Source organism: Gluconobacter sp. GP1 (assembly GCF_032913585.1).
Lineage (GTDB): Bacteria > Pseudomonadota > Alphaproteobacteria > Acetobacterales > Acetobacteraceae > Gluconobacter > Gluconobacter cerinus.
Genome location: NZ_JASGXC010000003.1, coordinates 21678 through 34157, shown reverse-complemented (window position 1 = coordinate 34157; position 12480 = coordinate 21678). Strand labels below are relative to the sequence as shown.

The 12480-nt window shown below is 59.1% G+C and carries 11 protein-coding genes and 1 tRNA gene; 5 read left to right on the top strand and 7 right to left on the bottom strand.

Annotated elements, in window-relative coordinates:
- The first annotated feature begins 29 nt into the window (after nucleotides 1–29).
- A complete protein-coding gene (locus R5H23_RS08330) occupies nucleotides 30–638 on the top strand; it encodes a nitroreductase family protein (RefSeq protein ID WP_317215115.1) in 609 nt (202 codons plus the stop codon).
- Between the two features lie 48 nt (nucleotides 639–686).
- Here R5H23_RS08330 and R5H23_RS08325 read toward each other — a convergent pair whose 3' ends face one another.
- The 7 genes from R5H23_RS08325 to mazG form a co-directional block, all read right to left on the bottom strand.
- Entirely contained in the window at nucleotides 687–1745 is a 1059-nt protein-coding gene (locus tag R5H23_RS08325) for a purine nucleoside permease (protein ID WP_317215114.1), read from the bottom strand.
- A 67-nt stretch (nucleotides 1746–1812) separates the two neighbouring features.
- Entirely contained in the window at nucleotides 1813–2979 is a 1167-nt protein-coding gene (gene tgt / locus R5H23_RS08320; protein ID WP_086633348.1) for a tRNA guanosine(34) transglycosylase Tgt, read from the bottom strand.
- On the bottom strand, nucleotides 2976–4019 hold the full coding sequence (gene queA / locus R5H23_RS08315; RefSeq protein ID WP_317215113.1) for a tRNA preQ1(34) S-adenosylmethionine ribosyltransferase-isomerase QueA: 1044 nt from the start codon (nucleotides 4017–4019) through the stop codon (nucleotides 2976–2978). Before queA ends, tgt begins: the two co-directional genes overlap by 4 nt.
- A 115-nt stretch (nucleotides 4020–4134) precedes the next feature.
- Nucleotides 4135–4623, bottom strand: coding sequence for an OsmC family protein (locus tag R5H23_RS08310; protein ID WP_211497392.1), 489 nt, complete (start codon nucleotides 4621–4623; stop codon nucleotides 4135–4137).
- A gap of 54 nt (nucleotides 4624–4677) precedes the next feature.
- Nucleotides 4678–7107, bottom strand: coding sequence for a membrane-bound PQQ-dependent dehydrogenase, glucose/quinate/shikimate family (locus R5H23_RS08305; RefSeq protein ID WP_317215112.1), 2430 nt, complete (start codon nucleotides 7105–7107; stop codon nucleotides 4678–4680).
- Between the two features lie 97 nt (nucleotides 7108–7204).
- Complete coding sequence (locus R5H23_RS08300) at nucleotides 7205–7993, bottom strand: SDR family oxidoreductase (protein WP_317215111.1); 789 nt, start codon at nucleotides 7991–7993, stop codon at nucleotides 7205–7207.
- A 53-nt stretch (nucleotides 7994–8046) separates the two neighbouring features.
- Entirely contained in the window at nucleotides 8047–8832 is a 786-nt protein-coding gene (gene mazG, locus R5H23_RS08295; RefSeq protein WP_046900823.1) for a nucleoside triphosphate pyrophosphohydrolase, read from the bottom strand.
- 187 nt (nucleotides 8833–9019) lie between these two features.
- Here mazG and argC point away from each other — a divergent pair, with 187 nt between their 5' ends.
- The 4 genes from argC to R5H23_RS08275 all read left to right on the top strand — a co-directional run bounded on the left by argC (nucleotide 9020) and on the right by R5H23_RS08275 (nucleotide 12433).
- The gene (gene argC, locus R5H23_RS08290; RefSeq protein ID WP_046900824.1) at nucleotides 9020–9925 is read left to right on the top strand and encodes an N-acetyl-gamma-glutamyl-phosphate reductase; all 906 of its coding nucleotides are present in this window, start codon (nucleotides 9020–9022) and stop codon (nucleotides 9923–9925) included.
- Nucleotides 9926–10000: 75 nt separating this feature from the next.
- Nucleotides 10001–10084, top strand: a tRNA-Leu gene (locus R5H23_RS08285).
- Between the two features lie 55 nt (nucleotides 10085–10139).
- On the top strand, nucleotides 10140–11297 hold the full coding sequence (locus R5H23_RS08280; protein WP_317215110.1) for a phosphoserine transaminase: 1158 nt from the start codon (nucleotides 10140–10142) through the stop codon (nucleotides 11295–11297).
- Entirely contained in the window at nucleotides 11294–12433 is a 1140-nt protein-coding gene (locus tag R5H23_RS08275) for an ATP phosphoribosyltransferase regulatory subunit (protein ID WP_317215109.1), read from the top strand. The genes R5H23_RS08280 and R5H23_RS08275 overlap by 4 nt, the downstream gene beginning before the upstream one ends.
- The last annotated feature ends 47 nt before the right edge of the window (nucleotides 12434–12480 follow it).

The following is a 12480-nucleotide window of genomic DNA, read 5'->3' as shown; positions in this document are numbered from 1 at the left end:
ACGCTTTAGCTTCGATTGATTGGATTCCCATGACTCTCGACGTTTCTTCCGCCATTCTTCAGCGCCGTGCGACCAAGCATTTCGATGCCGCGCACATCATGCCGGAGAAAGACCTCGAAACCATTCTTGGTCTGGCGCGCCGGATGCCGACGGCCTTCAATATCCAGAACTGGCGCTTTGTGGCTCTCAAGGACCCGGAGTTGCGCAAGCAGGTTCGTGCCGTCTCGTGGGATCAGGCTCAGGTGACTGATGCCTCTGCCTTGATCGTCCTGTGTGCGGACATCAAGGCATGGGAAAAGTCGCCGGAGCGCTACTGGGAAAATGCCCCTGACGCCGTGCGGGAGTACATGGTCGGCGCCATTGACCAGTATTACCGGGGTCGCGAGCAGGTACAGCGGGATGAGGGGATGCGGTCCTGTGGCATGGCGGCTGCTGCCATCATGCTGGTGGCCGAGAGCATGGGATATGGAACCTGCCCGATGGATGGTTTTGACTTCGATGCCGTCGGCAAGCTTATCAATCTGCCAGAGGACCATGAGATCGTCATGTTCGTGGCGATCGGAAAGGCCGCGTCTGCTCCGAAGTCATCGGGCGGGGCGCTCCCGGTTTCCGAAATCATGATCGAAAACCGGTTCTGATAAATCGGCTCTGGATGGTGCTGTTGCACTGTCCAGAGCCTGACGGCCTTAATTCTGGCCCGGGATATGCGTCCGGTACGTCGCCCAATGCGCGATCAGTTCATGGACAACCGGCTCACCGGCACGCTCGTTGTTATCGAATGCGAGCTTCTGGCCGGGCGCTTCGTCCCCGATGCTTTCGGTGATCGGTACGCCTGGAGGGGGCATGTCAAAATTGCTCCCTGAGCGCAGAACCATGACGCGGTTCAGATCGACATATCCAAGACGGGCCAATGTCCGCATATCAAGCTGATAGGTCTGGCTTTCCTCATTGGTCATGACGAACTGACCCTGATCCTTCGTCCACAGCTTGACCCATTTTTCCGCCCACTCGTTGCGGGACGGGCCGTGCCAGTAACGAAGCGCCCCAAGCGTCTCACCCATGATGAGCATCGGCGGCTTCTGGGCGTTGGGGAAGCCTTTCCAGGCCTTCCGGCGCTCGGCAATGGCGGGATCGTCTGCCATTGGAGTGTTTTTGCTCAGGTTGAAGGCCCAGTTCGCCAGACCCTGATTGAGTGGATACGCCTTGCTGAGTTCCGCCACATCCGTGACAGAGCCATAATGGTTTGCGTTGGCTGGCAGCGTGTCCGGCTTGTCCGCCCCGATGGCATACAAACCATACGGCCAGCTTTTTGGAACGGTGCGGTCATCGATTTCCCGCAATGCGTCTCCATCGACAACCCAGCGTGCCCAGGCCACACTCCCAACAGACGCGACGTTCGGGTTCACGCCAGAAATGCCGGTAAAAATCCAGTAGGTGTGCGTCAGATCATAATGCGGATCGAGCGCAAGCGCGTGAAGGTCAATGCTGCCGCTCTTCAGGGCGATGCCGTAAACGCCATCTGCATTGCGGCGGAGCTTTTCCTGTAAGCCACGAATGGGGCGTTCTTCATCAAGATGAAGACGCTCCACCCAGTCCTGATATTCGCCAGGCTCATCGCCCTTGTCCGCGCCGACTTCCCAGTTGGCGACAACAAGAACCTTGATTTCTTCCTTATGGGGCGCAGCCAGAGCGCTGCCCGCACAGAGAAGTCCGGCAAGAGCCAAGCCTGCATTAAAGCGTTTCAAATCCGTATTCCCCAAAGCCGAAGGTCGTTGGGGAAACACATTATTGGAACAGGATCAGAATGAAAACTTACAAAGCGAGAGAGGGCATGGGCCATTCATCTTCGGTCCAGTCTCCCTTGGACCAATCCTCGCGCAGTTTGATCGCCAGTTCGTTCAGCGTACCATCCACGATGGCGGCCCGGATCTGCCGCATCAGACGCTGGTAGTAGGCCAGATTGTGCCATGTCAGCAGCATCGGGCCGAGCATCTCACCAGCACGGAACAGGTGATGCAGATAGGCGCGGGTGTAACGGCCAGCCATCGGGCTGTCGTCATGCGGTGTCAGCGGGCGCGTGTCTTCAGCAAAACGGGCGTTGCGCAGGTTGATATAGCCGCGCTCCGTATAGGCGCGGGCCGTGCGACCGGCGCGCGAGGGCATCACGCAGTCGAACATGTCCACACCACGCATGACCGACCCCAGCAGATCGTCCGGCGTACCAACGCCCATCAGGTAGCGCGCCTTGTCCTGCGGAAGCATGGGCGTTGTGAAATCAAGGGTCGAGAACATAAGTTCCTGACCTTCACCCACCGCCAGACCACCAATCGCATAGCCTTCAAAGCCGATCTCCGTCAGCGCCTTGATGGAATATTCGCGCAGGTCGCGCTCGGTGCCGCCTTGCACGATGCCGAATTGGCCATAGCCCTCACGTGCCACGAATGCCTCACGGGAGCGTGCCGCCCAGCGCATGGAGAGTTCCATGGATTTGCGGAGTGCTTCTGGCGTGGCGGGGAGGGCCGGGCACTCATCGAACGCCATGCTGATCGTGGCGTCCAGCTTGTACTGGATCTCCGTCGAGATCTCAGGAGACAGGCGATGCTTGCTGCCATCAATATGGGACTGGAACGTCACGCCGTCCTGATCGAGCTTGCGCAGTGCACCCAAGGACATAACCTGGAATCCGCCAGAATCTGTCAGGATCGGGCCGGACCAGTCCATCATCTTGTGCAGCCCACCCAGCTTTTGCACGCGGTCCGCCGTCGGGCGCAGCATCAGATGGTAGGTGTTGCCCAGCACGATGCCTGCGCCCGTGGAGCGAACGGCATCCATGGTCATGCCCTTCACGGTGCCAACGGTGCCAACCGGCATGAAGGTCGGGGTCGGGACGGTGCCGTGACGGGTATGCAGATGGCCGGCGCGGGCCTGTCCGCAGGTTGCTTCCGGAACCCACGTCATCTTTGTGGCCTGTTCGGTCATGGTGCTCGCTCCAGAAGGCAGGCATCGCCGTAGGAATAGAACCTCAGTCCGTTGGCGATGGCGTAGGCATAGGCCTCACGCATGGTGTCGGTGCCGCTGAACGCGCAGACCAGCATGAAGAGCGTCGAGCGCGGCAGATGAAAATTGGTCATGAGCAGGTCCACCGCCTTGAAGCGATAGCCCGGCTTGATGAAAATGGACGTCTCGCCCCGCCAGGGCTGAACCGTACCGTCTTCCTGCGCTGCACTTTCCAGCAGGCGGAGAGATGTGGTGCCGACAGCAACAACACGGCCACCGCGGGCGCGTGTTTCGTTGATGGCCTGCGCCGTTTCCGCGTCGATCTCGCCCCATTCCGCATGCATGCGATGCTCGGCAATGGAGGATCGAACGGGCAGGAACGTGCCAGCGCCGACATGCAGCGTCAGTGTTCGGCGCTGGATGCCTTTCGCGTCGAGCGCGGCCAAAAGGTCTGGCGTGAAATGCAGACCAGCAGTGGGAGCCGCCACAGCCCCGCGATGCTCGGAAAAGATCGTCCGGTAATCGCTGTCATCCTGCGCGGTCGGCCCGAAAGGACGGTCGATATAAGGCGGCAGGGCCAATGCTCCCACGCGCTCAAGGAATGCATCGAACGCATCCCCTTCGACGGAAAAGCGGATGCTGACGGCACCATCGCCTTCATTTTCCACAACGGATGCCGTGACCGGATCATCGCCAAAGTTCAGCGTATCGTTCGGCTTCAGCTTGCGAGAGTTACGGGCGAGCGCATGCCAGCTTCCGTCAGCCAGAATCCGGTCCAGCGTAATGCCGATTTTTGCCTCACCGCGCGTGGCGGAAAGCTGGGCACGGATGACGGCCGTATTGTTCGCAATCAGCAGATCACCTTCCCGCAGCAGGCCAGGCAGATCGCGTATGATCCGCAGATCGGGCGCTTCTCCGGACCGCACATGCAGCAGCTTTGCGCTGTCACGCGGTCTGGCGGGTTCGGTCGCAATATGGTCGCGGGGCAGTTCGAAGTCGAACGTGGCGAGTTCATCCGTCATGGGATGCTCTCTAGCAGGTTCAGCCAACATGAAAACGCCGGAGCAGCCAGCCCGGCGTATCTTTTCAGTCAAAAGGCGATTTTTTTTGGCTTCGACCCGTCGAGGTGGATGCGTTTCAGGCGTCCTGTTCGCCCTCATGAACGATAACAGGCTCGTTCATGACCGGGAAATTGACCGATCGTGCGATGAAGCACATGTCGTGCGCCTTGTGATGCAGGTCCAGTGCTTTCTCGGCGTCTGACGTGGCGGACAGGGTTACACGGGGATGAAGCGTTACGGACGTAAACTGCCCTGCACCGGTGCGTTCTTCTTCCATTTCGCCGGTAGCCTGGTCTTCGTATGCCGTAACGACAATGCCTGCTTGTGCACAGAGCCCCAGAAACCAGAGTTTGTGACAGGCTGACAGGGATGCCAGAAGCAGATCTTCAGGATTCCATCGGGCAGGATCTCCGCGAAAGGACGGATCAGATGATCCTTCAATCGTGGGTTTGCCAGGCGCCATAATATCGTAATCGCGCGTGTAGCTGCGGGCAGAGGATGTGCCGGTTCCCGTATTGCCAGTCCAGACAACCTTCACGGAATAAGTGTGCTGTTTTCCGGCCATGTTTGATCCTGCCTCCTGCTGTCTTCCTGCCCTGATGGCAGGAAGACAGTATGTTCATGGGGCTTTGGGTAATGCAAAGGCCACGACTTCATCGCTGTTGCGCGTTTTTAGCCCACCGTGGCCACCCACAGCCAGCACGACATATTGTCGGCCGTCTTCGCCCATATAGGTCAGCGGCGTGGCATTGCCGCCGGCATCCAGTTCCGTCTTGAAGAGCGTATGGCCGTCATGCCCATCAAGAACATGGAAGCTTTGATCGGCCAGAGCGCCCATGAAAACCAAACCATTCGGCGTGGTTACGCTGCCGCCCATGGAGAAGACGCTGGTGGGCAGGCCAACGGGCATCCGCAGCATGTTCGTCGGGCCAACATTCTTCGTTGTGCCCAGAGCCCGCTCCCAGATGACCCGACGGTGAACAAGATCAATGGCCTGCATTTTGCCCCAGGGCGGTGCGAGGCAAGGGGCACCAAACGGGCCAAGCCAAGGCTTCACGACGGCCGCGAAGGGCAGGCCATGCTGGGGATTGTTCGTGAAAACAGGTTCTGGGTAAGGCTGTGCCCAGTCATGCCAGGATTTGTAGAGCCCTTTGGCAAGAGCTTTTTCCTGCGGCACCAGCGTCATCAGGAATGGAATGAACGTGGTGTTGATATACATGACACCGTGCGTCGGATCGACGGTGCCGCCATACCAGTCTGCCACGCCATCAAACGCTGGAAAGCCCACGGTGCCCTGCTGGCTCGGTGGTGTGAAAAGGCCCTTGTCCCGCATGGAGCGGAAGGCAATGCGGCAGAACATCTGATCATACGGGGTTGCGCCCCACATATCGTCTTCCGTCAGATTAGGGCGGCGCAGATTGGGCATGTCGACGGAGAGTGGCTGCGTCGGCGAATAGTGCTCGCCCGGTGTGTCCCCGGCAGGTACCGGCGTTTCCTGAACGCGATAGAATGGCGCACCGGTACGGCGGTCCAGCACGAAGAGTTCGCCCTGCTTGGTCGTTTGTACCAGTGCGGGCGTCAGGGTGCCGTGGGCATCTGGCAGATCCACCAGAGATGGGCCGACGGGGAGGTCAAAATCCCACAGATCATGATGAACGGTCTGGAAATGCCAGCGCTCTTCGCCAGTTGTGATGTCTAGCGCTACGAGAGAGCTGTCATACTTCTCGTCAAAGCTCCGGCGCTTGCCACCGAAATAGTCAGGCGTGGCAATTCCAAGCGGGACGTACACCATGTTCAGTGCGGCATCGGCCGTATAGACGCCCCAGCCATTGGCGGTGCCACGGGTAAAGACTTCGCCCGGATCCAGAGGTTTGTTGGTTGGTGTGCGGCCCATGTCCCAGGCCCAGGCCAGTTGACCCGTAATGGCATCGAAGCCACGAATAACGCCGGAGGGCTCGCCAACCGTCTGATCATCATAGACCCAGCCACTCGTCATGATGCGGTTATGTAACACCATGGGTGGGGAGGTGATGAAGTGAAAGCCGGGTGGAATAGCTCCCATCTCACCCCGGAGATCCACAACGCCATGATCGCCAAAGCTTTCGCAGAGTTTCCCCGTGTCTGCATCGACCTCAAACAGGGTTGGAGGGGAGCTGGAATTTGTTGAGACAATGCGATGGGCGCAATCCGTTCCCGGCGCATTGACGTAGGAAACGCCACGGCACGCCTGATAGATGTTCTTGCCGAATTCCCCACCCGGCGAATATCGCCAGATTTCCTTTCCGGATGTTGCATCAAGCGCCACGACATCTCGGTGGGGCGTGCAGAAAAACAGCCGGTTGCCGATCTTGATGGGGGTTGCTTCAAAGCTGAATTCCCGTCCGCGGGAGTTTTCGTCAGCGCGCGGGAGATCCTTGCTGTGATAGACCCACGCCACTTTCAGATCATGAGCGTTGGCGGCATTGATCTGGGTGGGCATGGCAAAGCGGTCTCCGGCCGGAGTGCCGCCATAGAACTGCCAGTCATTGGCAGTCTGCTGGTCTGCGCCCGGAAGGGTCGCACCGGTCTCACCGGGGAACGGATTGAACTGCTGGTCGTGCGATTCAGTAATGTGCCAGCCGCAGGCGAACACAAAGACAAACAGTGCCGCGCAGAATGCCATGCCGCCTGCCACAACGGGTTTGCCGAAGGAGCGACGCTCTGTGCCTTGGAGTAGTCGCCCTGTAATCCAGGGGCTGAACACCCACAGGCCCATTCCTGCGGGCAGGGCGAGAGGCGGGAGAAGGCGCCAGCCATCAAGGCCTACGCGCCCTAATGCCCAGATAAGCGTATAAAGCAGGAGAGCGGCATAAACTGCGGAAGCACCGGGGTGAAGCCGGATCATCAGAATGCCGGACGCCACCATGAGTACGCCTGCGACGGCGTAGTAGAAAGAGCCTCCCAGCCCAATCAGCCAGAAACCGGGCAAGGCCAGACCCAGGCCGAGCAGAACGAGTAAGATGCCAGTCACAAGGGGCAGGAACGAACTGCGTCGAGGCGTGGGCGGCATGGATTTTTCCTTTGGGGTAACCGAAAGGATTAATCCCGCATGGGGGAGTGCAGTTTCCTAAAAAAGAAAATAGGACGTTCTTTTGCGCCCGACTGCTTCAGATCGACTTCAGTGCGCCACCATCAATACGGATCATGCTGCCGGTTATATAGGCAGCACCCGTACTGGCGAGAAAAGCCGCGGTCGCGCCGAACTCTTCAACAGTCCCGTAACGTCCAACGGGGATATTGCGGGCCTTTTCTGCCTGAACGGCCTCCTGCGTTTTGCCCGTCTTGCGGGCTTCGGCCTCTGCCAGGAAGTGGGTTCGATCCGTTGTAATATGGCCGGGCAGAAGCATGTTAACCGTCACCCCATCGGGAGCCACTTCCGTCGCAAGCGTTTTGGACCAGCCCGCGAGTGCCGAGCGTAATGTGACGGAGACGCCAAGCCTGATATTCGGCTCAACCACAACAGCCGACGCGATGGTAAGGATGCGCCCCCACCGGCGCTCCTTCATACCGGGCAGTACCGCATCCGTAATCCTGAACAGGCTCAGAACCATGGTTTCAAACTGCTGTTTCCATGTGTCTACAGAGATGCCCTCGACACCTGACGGGGAGGGGCCGCCAGTATTGTTTACAAGAATGGAAATATCCGGGTGCTGCGTGCGGATGGCCTGAGCGAATTCTTCGACGGAGGCGCTGTCCGACAGATCAACCGGCAGTGTAGCCGTCTGGACGCCGTGCTGACTGGCAATGGCCATGGCAGCCTCTGTCAGTCTGTCACTGGCGCGTGCAGCCAGAAGGATATGGACCCCTTCTGCGGCCAGAGCCTCCGCAACGCCTCTGCCCAAGCCGGAAGAGGCGCCGAGAACAAGAGCTTTGCGGCCGGAAATCTGGAGGTCCATCTCAAGGTATCCTTAGGGGCAATGTAGAATTGAGGAAGAGGAGCGGGTAACGATCAGCGCATCCCCGGCTGTTTCTTGACCGTCTGCCAAAGCGTTTCCAGCGTTTCCAGATTTTGCTCGCCCATTGTTTTACCCTCAGAGGCCAGGCTGGCTTCCATGGCTTCGAAACGGCGCGTGAACTTCCGGTTGCTGCGACGTAATGCGGCTTCCGGGTCAATGCCCAGCTTGCGTGCCAGACTGGCGACAGTGAACAGGACATCCCCAAGTTCGTCTTCGATCCGGTCGCGATCTCCGTCCAGTTCGGCTTTAAGTTCGCCGATCTCCTCCTGAACCTTTTCCAGCACGCCCGACGCATCATCCCAGTCGAACCCGACGCGCGCTGCACGGCGGCACAGCTTGGCGGCTCTGACCAGGGCAGGCAGGTGCTGGGCCACACCAGCGAGTGCGCCATATTCTGCTTTGGCGTGGCGCTCGGTTTCTTTCGTGCGTTCCCACAGGTCTTCGTCGTGTTCTACATCGCTGAAGATGTTGGGATGACGGCGGACCATCTTGTCAGCGATCTTTCCAGCAACGGTTTCGAAGTCAAATTGGCCCTTTTCTTCAGCCATTTGAGCTTGGAACACGACTTGTAGCAGCAGATCCCCGAGTTCATCCGGCAAGGAATCACTGTCATCCCGGGCGATGGCATCCATCACCTCATACGCTTCTTCTATGGCGAAGGGCGCAATGGTTTCGGGTGTCTGTGCCACGTCCCACGGGCAACCGCTCTGCGGGTCGCGCAGGCGCTTCATGATGTCCAGAAGGCGGTCAATCTGACGGACGGGGTGGGTCTGGGTCATAACAGCTCCTGGGTAATGATCTGGCGTCTGGCCTGACCCAAAAGCATACTCTTTCGTTGCACAGACAGAAAGCACAGAGCGCACGAACTGCTCTCACGGGATGACAGCACCAAGGGTAACGCGATAAGAAGGCCAGCCCGGCTGCTTGGACAGGCCGGACATTTTTTGCAGACCGGATTTTAAATACATGGCCAGGATCTTTATCGACGGAGAAGCAGGGACCACGGGGCTGGGCATCCGCCAGCGTATCGAGGCCCTGCCGGAAAGTTACGGTTTCGAACTGCTATCGATTGATCCGGCTCTGCGAAAAGATGCTGAGGCACGGCGTGCCCTGCTGGCGCAGGCGGATATTGCCATTCTCTGTCTGCCAGACGATGCAGCGCGTGAAACCGTTGCTCTGGCAGAGGGTCTGAACGTCCGTATTCTGGATGCCAGTACGGCGCACCGGATTGCCGATGGCTGGGTTTATGGTCTGCCGGAACTGGATGAAGATCAGGGCGCCCTGATCCGCGGTGCGACTCATGTTGCGAATCCTGGCTGTTATCCGACGGGTGCAATTGCACTTTTACGGCCGCTGGTTCGCGCTGGACTTGTCCCAGCAGATCACTCTATCTCCATCAATGCCGTTTCGGGTTACAGCGGGGCAGGGCGCTCCGCGATCGAGGCGCATGAACGGGATGGCGGCCCGGCATTCTTTCTTTACGGGCTGACGCTGGAACACAAACATCTTCCAGAAATCCAGCACTACTCCGGCCTGACGCGCCAGCCGGTGTTCGTACCGTCCGTAGGACACTTTCCGCAGGGCATGATTGTGTCCATCCCGCTTCACCTTGCGGATTTGCCCGGCCATCCGACGCCGCGCGATCTGGAGGCAACGCTTGAAAAAGCTTATCGCGGGTGTGACCATGTCCGAGTTCTGCCGTCTGAACCCAAACTCCTGGCAGATGCGCTGGCCAATACGGACAACATGGAGCTCCGTGTGCACGGCAATGCGCAGGGAGAAAAAGTGGTTCTGACCGCGCGTCTCGACAATCTGGGTAAAGGAGCCTCTGGCGCTGCGATCCAGAATCTGCTTTTGATGCTGGGTCTCTGATTTTCCACGGTTTGGGATTTTTTTTTCACGGTCTGGTCCTTTGCTCAGGAATGCACTAGGGTCTGGGCCGTTCGCGCGAGAGTGGCGGAACGGTAGACGCAGTCGGCTCAAAATCGACCGCCGAAAGGCATGGGGGTTCGAATCCCCCCTCTCGCACCACAAACCGGGCGCACCAGTCTGGCTGCACCCGAGGACCGTTTAGCCCGGAACGAGCATGTCCAAGCCGACTGTCAGACCTTCCCGCCCGTTCTTTTCCTCTGGTCCGTGCGCAAAACGCCCTGGCTGGTCCCTCTCGGCTCTGGATCAGGCCCTGCTGGGACGGTCACATCGTGCCCCTGAAGGCCGTGCGCGCCTGAAGGAAGTCATCACCCGCTCAAAAAATATCCTAGGCATTCCCGCAGACTGGCGTCTGGCTGTTGTTCCGGCTTCGGACACCGGTGCGGTTGAGATGATTCTCTGGGCCATCGCCGGTGAGCGCGGCATGGATGTGCTGTCTTTTGAAAGTTTTTCCGGAACATGGGCGCAGGATCTGCGGGACGTTCTGAAAATCGAAGATCTTCGCGTGCTGGACGCGCCTTATGGAGAGCTTCCGGATCTGGCGGCTGTAGACTGGTCCCGCGATGTCGTCCTGACCTGGAACGGTACAACGTCAGGCGTTCGCATTCCGAATGTAGAGGCTATTCCCGTCGAGCATGACGGTTTGATCATCTGTGATGCAACATCCGCTGCTTTCGCCATGGACCTTCCGTGGGATCGTCTGGATGTTGTCACCTGGTCCTGGCAGAAGGCCCTCGGCGGTGAAGCTGCTCATGGCATGGTGGCTATCAGTCCTCGTGCTGCCGCTCGTCTGACAGAGGCTTCCCCACGTCCGCTGCCCAAAATTTTCCGTCTGACGGGAAAGAAGGGCCTGCTGGAGGCTGTGTTCGAAGGAGATACCATCAACACGCCTTCCATGCTGTGCGTCGAGGATGCGCTGGATGGTTTGCGGTGGGCAGAATCTGCGGGTGGTCTCCCTGCTCTCAAGGCACGCTCGCAAGCCAGTCTGGCCGTCGTAGCGGAATGGGTGGAAAAGACGGATTGGGTGTCCTTTCTTGCGTTCGATCCTGCAACGCGGTCCTGCACGTCAATCTGCCTCAAAATCGTAGCACCTTGGTTCGAGGCCCTGTCGCCTGAATCCCGGGCCAAGGCCGTCAAGCACTTGACCGGGCTGGTCGCACAGGAAGGTGCAGGCTATGACCTCGCGTCTTATCGAGACGCCCCTGCTGGTTTGCGGATCTGGGGAGGAGCCACCGTTGATGCAGCGGATATTCAGGCTCTCCTTCCGTGGCTGGACTGGGCGTATGAGTGCACGCGCGAGGAGTTTGCTGCATGAGCCTGTATTCCGAGACCCCTAGCGCTGCCCTTCTGCCGTCTGGCTTCTCCGACCTTCTGCCGGGGGAAGCCGAAGCTGAGGCGCGGGGCATTGCCTGCGTCATGGAAGCCTTTTCCCGGCATGGTTATGAGCGTGTACGTCCGCCCATGCTGGAGTTTGAAACCTCCCTTCTGAATGGTTCAGGCGGTGCGCTCTCCACTCAGACGTTCCGTCTGATGGACCCAAGCTCTCATCGTATGATGGCCCTTCGGCCAGATATGACGACGCAGATTGCCCGTATCGCCAGCGTCCGCCTTCAGGATGCACCGCGCCCGCTGCGTCTCTCCTATTCCGGAAGCTGCATCGTCATCGGCACGCCAGGACGTGAAGCTGACCGTCAGGTTTCCCAGGCTGGTATCGAATTGATTGGCCCGGATTCTGCACAGGCTGATGCTGAAGTAGTGGCGCTGGGCGCCAGAGCACTTGAGGAACTGGGCATCAAGGGTGTGTCCTTCGACCTCTCGATGCCAGCTCTGGCTCTGGGCCTGATCGAGACTGCTATTCCTGAAGCGGACCGGGAAGATCTGATTCAGGCGCTGAACCGCAAGGATGCAGCGTCTGTTGCTGAACTTGGCGGCTCAATCGCGGACACTCTCGCGGTCATGCTTCAGGCTGCAGGTCCTGCCAGTCGCGCGCTTGATCTGCTCGCCTCTCTCGACTTTCCGGCTTCCGTCCGTCCGCATTTCGAGCGTCTGGTTGCCTCCGTTGCCGCTATTCGCGAGCGCGCACCGTCCTTGCGTCTGACGGTAGATCCCGTGGATTTTCGGGGATGGCAGTATCATACCGGGCTATGCATCACGGTCTTTTCCACCACCTCGCGTGAAGAATTGGGTCGTGGTGGACGGTATATTGCGGGTCAGGAGCCAGCCTGTGGTTTGACGTTGCGTCCGCAGGCGCTGTTGCGTGCGGCTCCTGTGCCGCCGTCCCGTCCGCGGTGCTATGTGCCCGTTCGGCTGGAGGATGAGGCTATGGCAGCCCTCCATGCTCAAGGTTTTGCGACGGTTTCTGCACTTGAAGTAGATGCAGAGCCTGATGCCGAAGCGCTCTATCTGCGCTGCACCCATGTCTGGCGGAATGGCGCAGCGCACGCGCTCTGACCCCCAGTTTTTTCTAATTTCTGCTCTGCATACCAAGTCGAGGAAGC

Excerpts from the sequence above, each read along its gene's own strand:
- R5H23_RS08330 (WP_317215115.1), top strand. The coding sequence starts at position 30 with ATGACTCTCGACGTTTCTTCCGCCATTCTTCAGCGCCGTGCGACCAAG.
- R5H23_RS08305 (WP_317215112.1), bottom strand. The coding sequence starts at position 7,107 with ATGCCGCCCACGCCTCGACGCAGTTCGTTCCTGCCCCTTGTGACTGGC.
- R5H23_RS08300 (WP_317215111.1), bottom strand. The coding sequence starts at position 7,993 with ATGGACCTCCAGATTTCCGGCCGCAAAGCTCTTGTTCTCGGCGCCTCT.
- argC (WP_046900824.1), top strand. The coding sequence starts at position 9,020 with ATGGCCAGGATCTTTATCGACGGAGAAGCAGGGACCACGGGGCTGGGC.
- mazG (WP_046900823.1), bottom strand. The coding sequence starts at position 8,832 with ATGACCCAGACCCACCCCGTCCGTCAGATTGACCGCCTTCTGGACATC.
- R5H23_RS08275 (WP_317215109.1), top strand. The coding sequence starts at position 11,294 with ATGAGCCTGTATTCCGAGACCCCTAGCGCTGCCCTTCTGCCGTCTGGC.
- queA (WP_317215113.1), bottom strand. The coding sequence starts at position 4,019 with ATGACGGATGAACTCGCCACGTTCGACTTCGAACTGCCCCGCGACCAT.
- R5H23_RS08310 (WP_211497392.1), bottom strand. The coding sequence starts at position 4,623 with ATGGCCGGAAAACAGCACACTTATTCCGTGAAGGTTGTCTGGACTGGC.
- tgt (WP_086633348.1), bottom strand. The coding sequence starts at position 2,979 with ATGACCGAACAGGCCACAAAGATGACGTGGGTTCCGGAAGCAACCTGC.
- R5H23_RS08280 (WP_317215110.1), top strand. The coding sequence starts at position 10,140 with ATGTCCAAGCCGACTGTCAGACCTTCCCGCCCGTTCTTTTCCTCTGGT.